Raw genomic sequence first — 16130 nt, 5'->3', positions numbered from 1 at the left:
CTCATGAAAAAGCCACAACCAGCGGTCCGAGCAATGTCAGGAAGACATTGGCCAGCGCATAGGTGATTGCGAACGGGGTGGTGGGAATGGAATTTCCTGCCTTGTCGAGCACTTCGCCAAAGGCTGGATTTGCGCTGCGCGATCCGGAAAGTGCCCCGGCAAATATCGCCACATTATCGTATTTGAGCACATAGAGCCCAAAAAACAGCGTGATGATCAAGGGAAGGATGGTGACCACCATGCCGACGAGAAAAATCGTCAAGCCGCTGCTCATGATGGTCTGCACCGCTTGCAGGCCCGACTGCAGGCCGACAACCGCAACAAAGCCGGCAAGGCCAAGATCGCGCAGCAGGGTCGATGCACCGCTTGGCATATTGCCGATGGTCATGTTGCGACTGCGATACCAGCCAAACAGCAATCCCGACAGCAGCGCGCCGCCACCACTTCCCAAAGTCAGGGGAATCGAGCCGAGGCGAATAACCGCAAGCCCGATCAGCAGGCCAAGCGCAATCCCCAGGCCATGAAACACGAAGTCGGTCTTGTTGCTTGCGACCAGGACGGGGCCGATGGATTGTGCGGCGCGTTGCAGATCCTGCTGGGTACCATAAAGGGAGACAACGTCGCCGGCCTGTATCACGGTGTCCGGACGGAGTGGTAAAGGCTTGTCTGCGCGTTTGACACCCACAACATAGACACCATGGCGCAGATCAGGGCTGATCCCGTCTCTGATGGCTGCGACGGTCTTGCCAATATAGTCATGAGAGGTGATCGTCACATCATGAAGCGCTACGACCACATCCATCCCGTCGGAGGATTGTAATTCCGTTCCGATTTTCCCACCCGACGCAACAACGCCCTTGCGGCGCCCGACAACGAGGATGACATCCCCGTCCTCAAGCGTGAGATCGGGCGTCACGCCGATGATCTTGCCTGCCCGTTTCACCCGTTCGATCGTAATGGGACTATCACGTCCGACAAGTGCCTCGCTCTGGGCAACTGTCTTCCCGCCTGCCTCTTTTACGCGGTAAATACGGCCGACCAGATCGGGTGCGGCATCGCTTTCCCCCTGCCCCAAAACCCTGAGACCGGACAGGAGTGCGGCTTCCGCCTTGATCGCATCATCGCGGATAGTCCGGCCCATGATCCTGGGCAGCAGGTTCACGCAGATAATGATCGCGCCGAAAGAGCCGAAAATATAAGTCACAGCATAGCCCACGGCAACATTTGCCTGGAGCCGCTGCGCTTCCTCGGCGGCAACCCCCAATTTTGAAATGGCGGCACTTGCCGTGCCAATGATTGCCGACTGGGTGAGCCCACCGGCAGCAATGCCGGCAGCGATGCCCTTGTCGAGACCGAAGATCCGGGCCATGATGACCACGGTCGCAAGCCCGCTGATCGCCAGCACCGCAGCCATTGCGATTTCGCGGATGGATTGCCGTCCCAGCGAGCGAAAGAATTGCGGCCCGCTTTCAAAGCCGACAGCGTAAATGAACAATGCGAAGAGAATGGCCTTCACACCATCATCAATCTCAACGCCGACCTGGCTGATGAGCACCGCGACGAGCAATGCACCAGCAACCCCACCAAGCTGAAACTTGCCGAAATTTATCTTGCCGATAGCGTAGCCGCCTGCCAGCGACAGGAACAGCGCTATTTCCGGAGCCTGCTGAAATATTGAGTGAAGCCAATGCATCCGTGCCTCCAAGCCTCGATTTCAATTAAAATTATCTAGCGGTAATTTTCATTAATCAAGTCCATATAACGAAGCGATTGGAAATATATTGAATAATACTTTTAGATTATTGGAACTATTCTATTTTGAAACTATAGGAAATGCATCCGCAGCCTTGATGGGCACAATATTGTCAGAGCAAGGGCCAGTCGGCGCCTGCTTGTCAGCGCCGCATCGCAGCGTGAGTAAGGAAGCACAGCGCTTAAGATCAGGCAGCGCTTGATGCGCGATAATTGCGCGTGGTGGCGCAAGCTTTGCTCGCTTGCGCGATGGCAGGCCTGCACCCTGATCCTGACCCCTGGTCCTCCCCCCAAAATCCCCGTGCCCTCCCAGTTTCATCGGCCCAGTTTCATCGGCCTCAGGTTCATCGGCCAAGAGTGTTATCCTCCCAGAGTTTCGGGGCTCCAGATTTACGCAATCCCAGTCACGACGGGCACCCATGACAGCCTTAGGGATTGTCCGATTTTAGCGCAGGTTCGGCTTTGCTGACGGCTTCGCTCAGCCGCTGCACCAGGAAATAAATGCCCGGCGTCAGCAGCAGGCCGATGGTGGTTGCGGCGACCATGCCCCCGAAAATCGTGACACCGACGGCCTGGCGTGCGCCGGCGCCGGCGCCTGAGGACAGAACGAGCGGCAAAATCCCGAGGATGAAGGAGACGGCGGTCATCATCACCGCACGAAAACGCTGTTCAGCGCCCAGCCGGGCGGCCTCACCGGCACTCAGGCCGCTCTCGCGTTTTTCCTTGGCAAATTCCACGATGAGAATGGCATTCTTGGCGGCGAGACCGATCAACAACACCAGCGCGATCTGGACATAGAGGCTGTTTTGCAGTCCAAACAGGCTGAGGGCGGCGACGGCGCCCAGCAGAGCTGCGCCCAATGACACGATAACCACCAGCGGCAGACTCCAGCTTTCATATTGCGCCACAAGAAACAGATAGGCGAACAGGAAGGCGAGCGCAAAAACCAGAGCCTCCTGGCCACTGCTGCGATTTTCCTGAAACGACAGGCCGGACCATTCATAGCCATAGCCATCGGGAAGCGCGGTTGCCGCAACATCCGCCATTGCGCTCATCGCCTCGCCGCTGCTGGCGGTGGGGGCAGGCAGGGCATTGATCTGGGCGGAGACGGAGAGATTGTACCGTGTGATGACGAAGGGTGCCAACACGGTGGTCAGTGACACCACACCGCGCAGCGGGACCAGGGTTCCAGTGCGATTTCTGACATGAAGCTTGAGAATATCTTCCGCATGAGCGCGAAAGTCGGAATCCGCCTGCAGATTGACCTGGAACACCCGTCCATTGAGCGTGAAATCATTGACGTAGCGGGAGCCGAAATTGGCACCGATGGCGGCATAGATATCGGAGACGCTCAGGCCAAGCGCCTCGGCGCGCGCCCGGTCCACATCGACATAGATTTGCGGCACATTGGCGTTGAAAGTGGTTGCCGCCCCACCGATAGCCGCTTGCCGGTTGATATAGCCAAGCAGAGCGCTGGTGACCTGTGCGATATCCTCGGGTGGTTGGCCCTGCAGGGCCTGCAGGCGGAAATCGAGACCGCCAACCGAACCGATGCCGGCAATGGCCGGCGGCGCGAAGACTGCGACATTGGCCCCCGGGATCTGCATGAACTGGCTACGCAGGGAGGCGATAATGCTGTTGAGCTGCAGGGCCCGGGTCTCGCGTTCCTCCCAGGGGGCAAGGGCTGCAACCGCCATGGCACCATTGGGCGTGCTGGTGGATTGCAGGATGCTGAAGCCTGACACGGTAATGACGTCTGCAACACCCGCAGTCTCGCTGAGCACTTTGCGCACATCCTCGACAATCCGATTGGTTCGTTCAAGCGATGCGGCACTGGGCAGCTGAATATCCACAAACAGCGCGCCCTGATCCTCGTCGGGCAGAAACGTTGCCGGCAGATTGGCAAACAGCAGATAGGCGCCGGCAAAGCAGGCAACAATGCCGGCAAGCGGGATATACCAGTGTCTGACTGTCAGCCCGACAAGATGACCATAACCATCGCGGGTGCGTTCCATGAAGCGGGTAAACCAGGCAAACGGCCCGCGTTTAAAACCGGTCTGATCGCGTCTGAGCAGCAGCGCCGCGAGTGCCGGACTGAGTGTGAGACCGACAAAGGATGAGATGATGAGGGCTGATGAAATGGTGACAGCGAACTGGCGATAAAGCTGCCCGCCAATTCCCTCCAGAAAAGCTGTCGGGGTCACGACCGCGAGCAGCACCAGCGTTGTGGAAATAATGGGACCGGTGATCTGGCGCATGGCCGTGCGGGTGGCGTCGATGACGCTGATTTGCGGTGCATCATCAAGCACATGTTTGACATTTTCGACCACCAGAATGGCGTCATCCACCACCAGTCCGATCGCCAGGACGAGGGCGAGCAGCGATATCATATTGAGCGAATAGCCGAGCGCCAAAAGCACCGCGATGGCCCCGAGCATCGAGACGGGGATGGCAAGGGCGGAAATCAGGGTGGCGCGCCAGTCCTGCAGAAACACGAATGTGACGGCGAGAACGATCAGGAAGGCTTCCAGAAGCGTTCGCGTGGTGAGTTGCAGACTGGCCTTGACGAAGCGCGTTGCATCATAGACCACATGATATTGCAGGCCGGCTGGAAAGCGTGCCGACAGACGCTCAAGCTCTGCCTCAACGGCCCGGGCGGTGTCGATCGCATTGGCACCCGGGGCCTGATTGATCTGCAGCATCGCCGATTGATGGCCGGCAAAACTTGCGGTGGATGCGTAATTGCGGGCACCCAGTTCCAGCCGTGCAATATCGCGCAGGAAAACTTTGGCTCCGTCTGCGCCGGTACGAATGACGATGGCGCCGAATTCCTCGGCATCGCGCAGGCGGCCTTCCGCGACCAGCGTATATTGCAGTTCGGTGGCCTCCCGCATCGGCGGCGCCCCCGCCTGGCCGAGCGTCGCCTGGATATTCTGGCGCTGGATTGCGGCTGAAACCTCATCAACCGATATGCCAAGTGCCTCCATTCTTTGAGGGTTGAGCCACACCCGCATCGAATATTCGGAAGCCCCCACCACGCTTGCCTCACCGACCCCGGCCACCCGCGAAATCGCATCAACGATGGTTGTGGTGGTAAAATTGGTGATCTCGAGGGCGTTGAGGCTGTCATCGGGGGAATAAAACGCGATACCGAGCACGAAGTCCGGCGAGCGGGCGCGCACCGACACGCCCTGTTGGGCGACGGCGGCAGGCAGGCGCGAGATCGCCAGCTGCGCGCGATTTTGCACATTGATCTGGGCGAGTTCCGGATCGGTACCCACTTCAAACGTCACCGAAAGCGCATATTGTCCGGCATTGGAACTGGTGGATGACATATACATCATGTCATCCACGCCATTGATGGCGGTTTCGAGCGGGCCGCCCACCACATCGGCGATGACTTCGGCACTGGCACCGGGATAGAAGGCGGAGACGGTAACGGTAGGGGGCGAGATCTGCGGATATTGCTGGATGGGCAGAGCAAAGATCGCAATGGCACCGGCAATCGAGATCAGGATTGAAATAACGATGGCAAGGCGGCTACGGCGGATGAAGGTCTCGGAAATCATTGTTCCGCCCCTTCGTTATCATTGGCTTCGCGCGGTGAGACCAGCTGCTGATCGGCAATGCGTTGCAGTCCTTGCGTGATGATCTGTTCGCCTGCCTTGACGCCGCTTGTGACGGCCCAGCGATTGCCGATGCGGGCACCGGTGACAATTGGGCGTCGCGACACCCTGTTGTCTTGACCGAGCACGAAGACATATTTGCCTTGACGATCCTGCAACACTGCCGCCATCGGAACGACGGGAAGCTCACCGATGGCTTCATCAAGAAGCTGAACAGCGACTACCTGACCCGGTACGAGGATCTGATCTGGATTGGCAAACAGCGCACGCACGGCCACGGTTCCGGTCTGGGTACTGACCTCATTGTCGATGAACTGGATGGTTCCACGCTGCGGATAGGTGCTGCCATTGGCAAGAACAAGGCTCAGCTTGAACTGTTGCGGCGTGATGGTCTGTCCGGCGGCTTCCTGCTGGCGCAGGCTGACAAGGGCCCGGTCGGTGACAGAAAACACCACACGCACCGGATCGAGCTGCACAATGCGCGCAAGCGCTCCGCTGCCTGGACCAACGAGATTGCCAACCGTCACCAGCGAGCGGCCAATGGTGCCATCGATCGGTGAGCGGATCTGGGTGTAGGACAGGTTCAGTCGGGCCGTGTTGAGATTGGCCTCCGCGCCCTTGACGTCGGCGCTCGCAATATCGAAGGCGGCCTGTGCGTCATCGAGCGCCGCCTGCGAGGCGGTATTGCGATTGGCGAGCGTTCTGGTGCGCTGCAGCGTCTGGCGGGTGGCGTTCTGATTGGCGGTTGCGCGCGCGAGCTGCGCCTGCGCCAGCGTGAGCGCCGCCTGCAACGCATCGGGTTCGATCTCAAAAAGCAGATCACCGGTCTTGATGCGCGCACCCTGTTCGAAGGCCTTGGCTTTGAGAAAGCCGGTGATACGCGCCTGAATATCGACCGCCTCAATGGCTTCGATTTGTCCGTTGAACCGTTGCGGTGCCGCAGCAGGGGCGATAGCGACGGTCTCGACAACAACAGCGGGTGCTGGCTCGGCTGGCGGCTGTTGCGCCTTGCCTGCGGTGGCCGATGCCATGATGAGAACCGCCAGAAGCAGGGCCCCCTTCAGATTTCGATAAACCAGAGCCCTTTTCACCGCCGGATCTCCCTCAAGATGGTGGGTGTTCAGTCACGCATTTCTGGTCGTAAAGGCAATTCCCACATAAGCGATGCCGGCGATCAGCAGGGCAATGCCTGCGATCGACCCCGAAGGCAGCTCGCGGATCAGCGGCCATTTGAGAACAAGCGCGGCACTGGCCATCCAGGCGATGATCCCCGACAAGGTGAACCACCACCATCCGCTCTCGGGTCGGATTTTCAACGACATGGCGATCTGAAGAAAGCCATGAACAAAAACCACAATGGCGATCAGAAGCGTAATTGCCAGCGCGCCCTTGAGCGGATTAAGACAGATCATGATACCACCGACCAGCTCTACGGCGCCGGACAATTCCTGCCAGACAAATCCGGCCCAGCTCTTCACCCACAAGGACTGGATGATCTTGATAACGCCGATCGCCACAAGCACCAGTCCAAACACCGTGCTGGCCGCAAATTCCGAAAAGACCGGCAAGAGCAGGCAGGCCACCCCGCCCAGCAGCAGCAGCATGCCCAGCAGCAGGAAGCCGCGCCATTTGCGCTGCTCAACGGTCCTGCGTTGCATTTTCAGCAATTGGGGAACATTCATCCCTCAATCCTCACAGGGTTGAAAACGGACTGACTGCTTGCTGGCAATATGTGATGGTCTGCTCATATGAGCACGTTTGTATTTGAGAGTACAGAGCATAATATTGGCAAAGTTAATGCTGATGCGGCCAGTCACTCTCATCAAGTTTTACCCAGCTGGTCGAAATTATGCTTGAACGCAAGCTTAACTGGGCAACCAGCGCCTCCACAGCGGCATCCTGTTCTTTGTCGGTGAACAGAGTTGCCTCGACTTCCATGTCATCACTGCCTTCCAGACGATGGCTGCGAATGGCGTGAAAGCGCAGTTTTTTCAGATCCAGCGCCTGGATCAGCAAGGCGCGCACCGCGATTTCGCTTTCAGGCGGACAGCGGAACCGAACCCGGTAATATTGTTCGCTCTGCGGTGTGACGAAGGAATAGCGGTCCACCAGCGTGCCGATCTTGGGCAGCGAGAGATTGAGGCAGACAATGAAAAATGCGGTCTCGATCGCCAGAAACCAGAAGCCATAGCCGGTGAGCACGCCGACGGCGCCGGTACTCCAAATGGTCGCTGCCGTGCTCAGGCCCTTGATGCTGGCCCCATCCTTGATGATGAGACCGGCCCCCAGAAAGCCGATACCGGTGACCACCTGGGCGCCCATGCGCGGATCGGCAACGATGCCCAGCGCATGCGGGAGAGAGGCATAAGCGGCAGCCCCCAGCGCCACCAGGCCATGGGTGACCAGTCCGGAATGGCGTTGCCGCAACTGGCGTTCCAGCCCGATGGCCGATCCGAGCAGCAGTGCCAGACAAAGATTGAGCATGATGGATTGCAGTGCGAGAATTTCCGTCATCAAAGCGCTTCTTTTATTGGAGCGTGGCGCCCGGGCCTGATTGCCCGCTGGGCGTTGCGGTATGGACAGGACACGAGAGCGAAAGGCAGGGCTGCGACGGCTCGCTGCCTGCGGCCGGTCAAGTCCACGGCTTGTGGCAGCAGAAAAGAATCCATGGTTGCTCCGACTTCACGAATGGCTGCGAGGACTTGGGACTCAACAGTTGATTGCGACTTTATTCGAGCAATAACAGCGCTGTCACAAATATCGTTTCATTATGATGCTTGTATTCTCCAAATTAAAGTTGTTTTATGAAGGAAATTTCGCAGGCATTCTTACCAGTATCGACTGAGGGGTCAGATAATATGGGTTTGCTCGGAATATTACTCGGCCTCGTTCTTCTTATGTGGTTTGCCTATCGCGGTTGGAGCGTATTGATGCTTGCGCCGGCGGCAGCCCTGCTGGCGGCGCTGATTTCCGGCGAGCCGCTGCTGGCGAACTGGACCACCACCTTCATGTCCGGGACGGCGAATTTTGTCGCACGCTGGTTTCCATTGTTTTTGCTGGGCGGTATTTTTGGCAAGCTGATGGATGACAGCGGATCGATCACCGCGATCGCCCATTCGCTGACAGAGCGGCTTGGCGTGAAGCGTACGATGCTTTCGGTGGTGCTCGCTTCGGCCGTGGTGACCTATGGCGGGGTGAGTGTGTTTGTCGCGTTTTTCGTGCTGGTTCCGATGGCGCGGGAGATGTTCAAGGCGGCCAATATACCGGCGCGACTGATGCCGGCAGCGATTGGCCTTGGCGCCTTCACCTTCACCATGTCGGCGATGCCGGGCACGCCCTCGACCAACAATGCCATCCCGATGCCCTATTTTGGCACCACGACCTTTGCCGCGCCGGGATTGGGGATCATTGCCTCCATCATCACGCTGGCCTTTGGCATGTGGTGGTTGCAGCGCGCGGAAGCGCGGGCGCGGCTGGCGGGCGAAAACTATGTTGATGAGCCAAACGAGGTGGAAATCACCGAGAAACTCAGGGAACAATCCACCCTGACCGGGGACTTCGATCCGGCCGAGCTTGACCATGGCGTCCGCGCCACCGACAAGCCCTCCTTCTTTGTGGCGCTGCTGCCGCTTCTGGTGGTGATTGTCGTCAATTTCCTGATGGCGCTGATCATTCTCCCGCGGCTGGATTTTTCCTTCCTGAGCCAACCGCCCTGGGGAATTGACGTCTCTTCGGCGATCGGGCTATGGGCGGTGCTGATTGCGCTTGCCGCTGCGATCATCACCCTGATCATCGCCAATTTCACCCGTTTGAAGGCCATTCGAGAAAGCTTGGATGCCGGTGCCAATTCCTCGGTTCTGCCGATCCTGACGATTGCCAGTCTTGTTGGCTTTGGCGCGGTGGTTGCTGCCATGCCGGCTTTCACGCTGGTGCGCGATGCGGTACTTGAGGTCCCCGGCGGCCCGCTGGTATCACTGGTGGTCGCCATGAACGCGCTGGCAGCTTTAACAGGCACGGCTTCGGGCGGTATGGCGATCGCGCTCAATGCGCTGGGCGAGCAATATATGCAGCTTGCCAACCAATATGGCATTGATCCGGCATTGATGCATCGCCTGACGGTGATCAGTGCCGGAACGCTGGATGCATTGCCGCATAACGGTACCGTGCTGTTGCTGTTGCAGATCAGCAAGCAGACCCATGCCTCGAGCTATTTTGACATGGTGATGACGGTGATTGTCGGGGTGATCATTTCGCTGGCCGCTGTCTTCATCCTGGGATCGATGTTTGGTTCGTTCTAACCTGTGCTCTTTTGTCGAAAGGACGCGACAATGAAAAGCTCTTCGGTTTATGCAACTCTTTTGTTCATGGTGACAAGCACGCCTGCATTCGCGCATTTGAACCCTGCGGAACATGGCTCGTTTGCCGCCGGCTTCACCCATCCGCTGACCGGCGCGGACCATATTCTGGCGATGGTGGCGGTGGGTCTATGGGCGGCGATGCTGGGTGGACGCGCGCTTTATGCGGTGCCGTTGAGTTTTGTCGGCGTGATGGTTGTGGGCTTTGTGGCAGCGCTTTCGGGATTGCCGCTGCCTTATGTGGAACCGGTCATTCTCGCCTCGGTCATTGTGATAGGACTTCTGGTGGCGCTGGCCTTTCATGCTTCAACGCGCAATGCCGCACTGATTGTTGGCTTTTTCGCATTTTTCCATGGGTTTGCCCATGGCGGCGAAATCGGCAGCGCCAGTTTCTTCTCCTATGCAACCGGCTTCGCGCTTGCCACCGCCCTGCTGCATTCAGCAGGTATTGCGGTCGGTCTTGCGCTTGGCAGTCTGGCAAAGGGAAGAACCGGGCAGCTTGCCGTCCGCATTGCCGGTTCACTGGCCGCGTTGAGCGGGGTTTATCTGGCCATTGGATAAGGTGCGCGTCGTTTCCCCGACTTTTGCGCGACGGCAACCCGACGCCTCAACCGGTCTGGAGCGTGGCGCTGAGAGTAGCCATGAGGCAGACGCGCGCCATGGTCTGTCGCCCACCTCGGCGCTGCATCTGCTGCGGCTGGTAAGCCCCAACCAGCCGGTGGGGGGCTTTTCCTATTCGCGTGGACTGGAATGGGCAGTGCACGCAGAAATCGTCACGGATGAAAAAAGCTGCGCCGCCTGGATCATCGGGCTGCTCAAACACAGCTACGCGACGCTTGATGGTGCGCTGTTCTGGCGGATGATGCAGGCCTTGCAGCGACAGGACCAGGCCGAATTCGAGCGCTTGAATGACTGGCTTGGCGCCAGTCGCGAAAGCCATGAGCTGGAACTGGAAGACCGGCGAATGGCGGAATCCTTATTGTCACTGCTGCACAGTTTGAACGACGGCGGGGCGGAGCGCTTGAGCTTGAGTGGCCATGTGAGTTATCCGGCAGCCTTTGCGCTTGCTGCCCATCAATGGAATATCACCGCATTTGATGCGTTGCGGGGTCTGATGTGGGCGGTGGTGGAAAGTCAGGTGACGGCTGCGATCCGCCTGGTACCACTCGGCCATACGGCGGGTCAGCGGATTCTCATTGCCGCCATTGATGCTATTGAGACTGCGGCGCAGAAGGCTGCGACCATAAGCGATGAGGATATTGGCAATGTGGCGCCGGTACTGGCGATGGCCAGTGCCTGGCATGAAACCCAATATAGCCGGCTATTCCGTTCCTGAGCGGCTGGCGTTGCGATAGGCCGTGCGATTTTGCTCTGGTGTGGTTGCCTCGGCCGGCAGCACCGGTATCAGCGCTTTGAAGGCATATTGCCCCAAAAGCATGATCCAGGTGACGATAACGAATGTCGAGGTGAGGACTGGCATGCCAATCGGCTTGAGAAAGATTGCAACCGAAGCCCAGAGCCAGGTGGCGATGACAGCACCAAAGAGTGCATAGAGAAAGCTGCCCCAGTTCAGCACGAGAAAGAAACCGCCCAGGGCCATGGCGGTGAGCGCGGCATTATAGCCGAACAGGCCATCGCGAATGGCGCCTTCCGGCCCCCCGAAAAGAGCGGCCACCAGAGCACCGGTGCCGGCACCCAACAGCCCCATCATTGCGGAAATGCGGGAATTGACGGCGATGGCGCATAGGATGATGTAGCCGGTGATCCAGTTATCCTGGAAGAAGATCTGCCCGATCGCGGTTCCGATCCCCATATACCAGGTAGGCAACAGATAGGGAGCGGCGTAGGAGAATTGTTCCGGAGAGACGGGCTTTGCCATCGGACCGGCATCGATGGCATCAAATTTAAGGACGGCAAACAGCAGCAGCCAGCCAACCAGGACGAAGGGCATGGTCAGCGGGGCGACCTTATAGGGTGCCATCACCGTTGCAATGGCTGCAAAGGCCATGGTGGAAAAGGCAGCGCCGCAGAGCAGATAAACCGCCATGGCCGGGGACGGCAAGGCACCCGTTTGAAAATCCGCGCTGGTGAAGGCGACAAGCGCCAGAGCGACCAGACAGCCATTAAAGCCATAAAGCCCGTCGCGAATAAGCGCCCTGTCGGCTTTGAGCAGCAGGGCGGTCAGCGTGCTGGCCATGACGCCTGAAAGGCAGATCACGGCGTAGATCCAGGAATTGAACAGGATGCCGAGCAAAATGATCAGGCCCGAGAGCGGATTATTCTGAAACACAACCTGGGAGATGCCGCGCAAGGTCCAGTCAACAAAGCGCAGGGAAGGATGGTCAGTCACATTTGAAACGGGCATAGGGTATTCCCCTCTTCCTCCTGTCCCCTTTGCTAGAACAGAAAATAGCGCTGGGCCATCGGCAACACGTCAGCCGGTTCGCAGCTGATCAGTTCTCCATCGACCCGCACCTGATAATTTTGCGGGTCGACCTCCAGTTTTGGCGTCAGGCCATTGTGGATCATGTCCTTCTTGCGGATTGTCCTTATTCCCTTGACCGCGACCAGCTGTTTTTGCAGCTTGAGCTTTTCGCCAATCCCGTCATCGAGCGCGGCCTTGGACACGAAGGTGACGCCGGTCGAGCCGATGGCCCGGCCCATGATCCCATACATCGGCCGGTAGTGAACCGGCTGCGGCGTGGAGATGGAGGCGTTGGGATCGCCCATCGGTGCCATTGCAATCATCCCGCCCAGCATGACCAGGCTCGGCTTCACCCCGAAGAATTCGGGCTTCCACAACACGAGGTCGGCTCTTTTTCCGACCGCCACAGACCCGATTTCATGGGCGAAACCATGGGTGATGGCCGGATTGATGGTGTATTTCGCGATATAGCGCTTGGCGCGAAAATTATCATTGCGGCTGCTGTCGGGATGAAGCGGGCCGCGCTGGACCTTCATTTTATGGGCAGTCTGCCAGCAGCGCAGGGTGGTTTCGCCGATCCGGCCCATGGCCTGGGAGTCCGATGACATCATTGAGAAGACACCGAGATCATGAAGAATATCCTCGGCGGCGATGGTCTCGCGTCTGATCCGGGATTCCGCGAAGGCCACGTCCTCGGGAATCTTCGGACTGAGGTGATGGCAGACCATCAGCATGTCGAGATGTTCATCAACCGTGTTGATCGTATAGGGACGGGTTGGATTGGTGGAGGAGGGAAGGATATTCTCCTCCCCCGCCGCTGTGATGATGTCGGGGGCATGACCGCCACCGGCACCTTCGGTATGAAAGCTATGGATGGTGCGGCCTTTCATGGCAGCGAAAGTGTCCTTGACAAAGCCGCTCTCATTGAGCGTATCGCTGTGCAGGGCCACCTGAATATCTTCCTCATCGGCGACGGTCAGACAGGTGTCGATCGCAGCCGGTGTGGTCCCCCAGTCCTCATGCAGCTTGAGACCGACCGCCCCGGCCCGGATCTGTTCACGCAAGGGCTCGGGCATGCTCGCATTGCCTTTGCCAAGCAGGCCGACATTGATGGGCAGCGCTTCGATGGCCTCAAGCATGCGGTGGATCGCCCAGGGGCCGGCGGTAACGGTGGTGGCCAGTGTTCCCACAGTGGGACCGGCGCCGCCCCCCACCAGAGTGGTGGTTCCGCTGGCCAGCGCTTCCTCTGCCTGTTGCGGGGCGATGAAATGAATATGGGTGTCGATGGCACCGGCGGTGAGGATCTTGCCTTCACCGGCAATCACATCGGTACCGGGACCGATCACAATATCAACACCGGGTTGAATGTCGGGATTGCCGGCCTTGCCGATCCCGCTAATGCGACCATTCTTGATACCCACATCGGCCTTGATGATCCCCCAATAATCCAGAATGATCACATTGGTAATGACCAGATCGGCGGTCTCGGCTGCGGGACGTTGCCCCTGGCCCATTCCGTCACGAATGACCTTGCCGCCTCCGAAGGTGACTTCCTCGCCATAGATGCAGCGGTCTTCCTCGATCTCGATGATCAGTTCGGTATCCGCCAGACGCAGTCGATCGCCGGTGGTGGGACCGTAAAGTTCGGCATAGGCCTGCCTGGAAATGCTTCCCATCTGTCCCTCCTAGAGCTTGCCATTGACCCGGGCATTGAAGCCATAGACCTCTCGAGCGCCGTCGAGCGCCACCAGTTCGACCACCCGATCCTGTCCGGGTTCAAAACGCACCGCAGTGCCGGCCGGGATATTGAGCCGGAATCCGCGTGTGGTTTCACGCTCAAAGATCAGCGCCTCGTTGGTTTCGTAGAAATGATAGTGCGAGCCGACCTGGATCGGTCTGTCACCTTTATTCTCGACCCGCAGGCTGCGGGTTTCGCGACCCGCATTGAGCGTGATCGACCCGTCTTCGATGAAATATTCTCCGGGTATCATGCGACCCTCCTAGGGAATGGGGTTATGGACGGTGACGAGTTTGGTTCCATCCGGGAAAGTCGCTTCGACCTGGATGTCATGGATCATCTCGGCCACGCCCTCCATCACGTCATCGCGGGTGAGGAGCGTCGCACCAAACGACATCAGTTCCGCAACGGTTCTGCCGTCTCTTGCCCCCTCCAGGATTTCGGCCGAAATATAGGCCACGACTTCCGGATAGTTGAGCTTCAGTCCCCTTGCCTTGCGGCGCTCGGCAACCAGTGCTGCGGTAAAGATCAGCAGTTTATCCTTTTCGCGTGGCAGTAATTCCATCGGCTTACCCTCTCCAAACAAACTGATTTATGTGGCCCAGATCCTGGGTGGGGCGGCCACCTTGCCGAGGCCCGCTTCCCGCAGGACTTCCCATGCCTGTCGCAACAGCTGCTTGGCCTCCGACATGCGTCCCCCAAGGTAGCGACAGACGATCACCCGATCGAGCCGGCTGACCGAGAACAGGCTTGCGCATGGGCCCGATTGTGCCGCCCTGATGCGATCAACCGCGTCCGCATCGGCCTCTCCGGCATAGACCAGAGTTGCGAGAATGGGTTGGAAATTGAAGGCGAAGGCGGCGTCAAAGGCCGCGTCGCCGCCCTTCAGAGAGAACTGCTCGAACCAGATCGGTTTTTGATTGCGAAAGATTTCAAGACGCTGGCGGATTTCGCCTTGCTTAAAGCGCTCGTCGCAGGCAGGCCTGCCCAGGCAGACAATATCCCATCCCAGGTAACGTGCATCGCCGGTCAGGTTGACCCTGGTGTTGATTGCGGCGCGGGCGCCGTTGAAGACAATGGTTTCCTGCGGGAGATATTCGCATATGCCGCCCGCCCCGACCGCGATGTGGGTCGACTGAGTACTTCTTTGCTGTTGCGAACAATAAAACTTGGTGGCGCCCGGCGTCGTCAGCACAGTTCTGGAGCGATCGGCCAGATGGCAATTGATCGAGAGGATATCGCCGGCGGCGACCCCACCGGGCGGATGCAGGAGATAGACATGCGCGCTGCCATCGGCTTCCGGGTAGAACGGACGTTGCACAGCAAGCGGACCCACATGCCGCCGCCGAACGAGCCGGGTGGAGGAGATTTTGTGCTCGAACCACAGCTCGAGCTCGGCATGCCACCCTTTGCTCATCAACGACTGCTACTCCCATGGAGCTTAAGAACTTCGATGCGATGGGGATATCCGGCAAGAAAATGCTAAAAAAGCTAAAGTTGAAAGACAATAACTCGACAATTTGTCTTCTACAAGCTTAATTATAAAAGGGCCTGTGCCTGTATCGGGAATTGTTTGGTCCTGATTAAGTCTTGTCTTCTTCTCGTAACACTTTGAAGTTAGTGGAGGACCTATGCGCAAAGTGACAGCGATCCGACCTGGTTCCGAACTCAGTCGGGACGAGGGCATGGCGGTAACCGGCAGGCTGATCCTTGCCCATGATGGGCGGCATCTGCGTCGCAAAGCTGTTGAACTAACGGATGGAAACCGGATTTTCTTTGATCTGCCGGAGCCCGTTGTTCTGAAAAGCGGCGACGCGCTCATTCTTGAGGATGGCGCCCTGGTGTTGATCGAGGCCATGGATGAAGCGCTTTATGCGATCACTGCCTCAAGTGACAAGGCGCTGAGTGAGCTTGCCTGGCACATCGGCAACAGACATCTTCCAGCCGAGATTTCGCCTGAACGGATCTTGATCCTGCGCGATCATGTCATCAAGACCATGCTGGAGGGACTGGGGGCTCAAGTCACCGAGATTCTGGCACCGTTCAATCCGCTGCGCGGTGCCTATTCCGGCCACGCCAGTCATGACCATCATAGGCACGATCACAGTCATGATCACAGTCGGGGCGATGGCCCTGGTCATCCACACAGTCACGCCGATAGTCACAGCCACAGTCAAGAACATGAGCATGAGCATGAGCATGAGCATGAGCATGAGCATGAGCAATCGCGGTAG

At 58.3% G+C, this 16130-nt stretch carries 14 protein-coding genes; 4 read left to right on the top strand and 10 right to left on the bottom strand.

Annotated elements, in window-relative coordinates; all coding sequences use genetic code 11:
• Position 1: 1 nt before the first annotated feature.
• The 5 genes from aspT to RT142_RS10325 all read right to left on the bottom strand — a co-directional run bounded on the left by aspT (position 2) and on the right by RT142_RS10325 (position 7892).
• Entirely contained in the window at positions 2-1693 is a 1692-nt protein-coding gene (aspT, locus tag RT142_RS10345) for an aspartate-alanine antiporter (protein ID WP_171380298.1), read from the bottom strand.
• A 487-nt stretch (positions 1694-2180) separates the two neighbouring features.
• Entirely contained in the window at positions 2181-5321 is a 3141-nt protein-coding gene (locus RT142_RS10340; RefSeq protein ID WP_313028504.1) for an efflux RND transporter permease subunit, read from the bottom strand.
• On the bottom strand, positions 5318-6469 hold the full coding sequence (locus RT142_RS10335) for an efflux RND transporter periplasmic adaptor subunit (protein WP_171380300.1): 1152 nt from the start codon (positions 6467-6469) through the stop codon (positions 5318-5320). Before RT142_RS10335 ends, RT142_RS10340 begins: the two co-directional genes overlap by 4 nt.
• A 33-nt stretch (positions 6470-6502) precedes the next feature.
• Entirely contained in the window at positions 6503-7060 is a 558-nt protein-coding gene (locus RT142_RS10330) for an HdeD family acid-resistance protein (protein WP_171380301.1), read from the bottom strand.
• 112 nt (positions 7061-7172) lie between these two features.
• The gene (locus tag RT142_RS10325) at positions 7173-7892 is read right to left on the bottom strand and encodes an MgtC/SapB family protein (RefSeq protein ID WP_171380302.1); all 720 of its coding nucleotides are present in this window, start codon (positions 7890-7892) and stop codon (positions 7173-7175) included.
• Between the two features lie 344 nt (positions 7893-8236).
• Here RT142_RS10325 and RT142_RS10320 point away from each other — a divergent pair, with 344 nt between their 5' ends.
• The 3 genes from RT142_RS10320 (at position 8237) to RT142_RS10310 (ending at position 11069) form a co-directional block, all read left to right on the top strand.
• On the top strand, positions 8237-9676 hold the full coding sequence (locus RT142_RS10320) for a GntP family permease (protein ID WP_171380303.1): 1440 nt from the start codon (positions 8237-8239) through the stop codon (positions 9674-9676).
• A 30-nt stretch (positions 9677-9706) separates the two neighbouring features.
• Complete coding sequence (locus RT142_RS10315; protein WP_064322809.1) at positions 9707-10294, top strand: HupE/UreJ family protein; 588 nt, start codon at positions 9707-9709, stop codon at positions 10292-10294.
• Positions 10295-10397: 103 nt separating this feature from the next.
• On the top strand, positions 10398-11069 hold the full coding sequence (locus tag RT142_RS10310) for an urease accessory protein UreF (RefSeq protein WP_064323247.1): 672 nt from the start codon (positions 10398-10400) through the stop codon (positions 11067-11069).
• On the opposite strand, the gene RT142_RS10305 is transcribed toward RT142_RS10310, so the two are convergent.
• From RT142_RS10305 to RT142_RS10285, 5 genes are read right to left on the bottom strand one after another with little or no spacing between them, the layout of a single operon-like run.
• A complete protein-coding gene (locus tag RT142_RS10305; RefSeq protein ID WP_171380305.1) occupies positions 11055-12098 on the bottom strand; it encodes an urea transporter in 1044 nt (347 codons plus the stop codon). The genes RT142_RS10310 and RT142_RS10305 overlap by 15 nt on opposite strands.
• Positions 12099-12130: 32 nt before the next feature.
• Positions 12131-13834, bottom strand: coding sequence for an urease subunit alpha (ureC, locus tag RT142_RS10300; RefSeq protein ID WP_064322811.1), 1704 nt, complete (start codon positions 13832-13834; stop codon positions 12131-12133).
• 9 nt (positions 13835-13843) lie between these two features.
• Entirely contained in the window at positions 13844-14149 is a 306-nt protein-coding gene (locus tag RT142_RS10295; protein ID WP_064322812.1) for an urease subunit beta, read from the bottom strand.
• A 9-nt stretch (positions 14150-14158) separates the two neighbouring features.
• Positions 14159-14461 carry an urease subunit gamma gene (ureA, locus tag RT142_RS10290; RefSeq protein WP_007880740.1) on the bottom strand — a complete coding sequence of 101 codons (303 nt, stop codon included), beginning with the start codon at positions 14459-14461 and terminating at the stop codon, positions 14159-14161.
• A gap of 27 nt (positions 14462-14488) precedes the next feature.
• Complete coding sequence (locus tag RT142_RS10285; RefSeq protein WP_064322813.1) at positions 14489-15313, bottom strand: urease accessory protein UreD; 825 nt, start codon at positions 15311-15313, stop codon at positions 14489-14491.
• Between the two features lie 214 nt (positions 15314-15527).
• Between RT142_RS10285 and RT142_RS10280 the strand changes: the two genes are divergently transcribed.
• Positions 15528-16130 carry an urease accessory protein UreE gene (locus tag RT142_RS10280; protein ID WP_064322814.1) on the top strand — a complete coding sequence of 201 codons (603 nt, stop codon included), beginning with the start codon at positions 15528-15530 and terminating at the stop codon, positions 16128-16130.

It is taken from the genome of Brucella sp. (assembly GCF_032066345.1).
Lineage (GTDB): Bacteria > Pseudomonadota > Alphaproteobacteria > Rhizobiales > Rhizobiaceae > Brucella > Brucella pseudogrignonensis.
Note: the sequence above shows the minus strand (reverse complement) of the source record. Positions and strands in the feature narration are given on the sequence as shown.

Coding starts and splice junctions, on each gene's coding strand:
- RT142_RS10330 (WP_171380301.1), bottom strand. CDS start 7,060: ATGAATGTTCCCCAATTGCTGAAAATGCAACGCAGGACCGTTGAGCAG.
- RT142_RS10295 (WP_064322812.1), bottom strand. CDS start 14,149: ATGATACCCGGAGAATATTTCATCGAAGACGGGTCGATCACGCTCAAT.
- ureC (WP_064322811.1), bottom strand. CDS start 13,834: ATGGGAAGCATTTCCAGGCAGGCCTATGCCGAACTTTACGGTCCCACC.
- ureA (WP_007880740.1), bottom strand. CDS start 14,461: ATGGAATTACTGCCACGCGAAAAGGATAAACTGCTGATCTTTACCGCA.
- RT142_RS10280 (WP_064322814.1), top strand. CDS start 15,528: ATGCGCAAAGTGACAGCGATCCGACCTGGTTCCGAACTCAGTCGGGAC.
- RT142_RS10285 (WP_064322813.1), bottom strand. CDS start 15,313: ATGAGCAAAGGGTGGCATGCCGAGCTCGAGCTGTGGTTCGAGCACAAA.
- RT142_RS10340 (WP_313028504.1), bottom strand. CDS start 5,321: ATGATTTCCGAGACCTTCATCCGCCGTAGCCGCCTTGCCATCGTTATT.
- RT142_RS10305 (WP_171380305.1), bottom strand. CDS start 12,098: ATGCCCGTTTCAAATGTGACTGACCATCCTTCCCTGCGCTTTGTTGAC.
- aspT (WP_171380298.1), bottom strand. CDS start 1,693: ATGCATTGGCTTCACTCAATATTTCAGCAGGCTCCGGAAATAGCGCTG.
- RT142_RS10315 (WP_064322809.1), top strand. CDS start 9,707: ATGAAAAGCTCTTCGGTTTATGCAACTCTTTTGTTCATGGTGACAAGC.
- RT142_RS10325 (WP_171380302.1), bottom strand. CDS start 7,892: ATGACGGAAATTCTCGCACTGCAATCCATCATGCTCAATCTTTGTCTG.
- RT142_RS10320 (WP_171380303.1), top strand. CDS start 8,237: ATGGGTTTGCTCGGAATATTACTCGGCCTCGTTCTTCTTATGTGGTTT.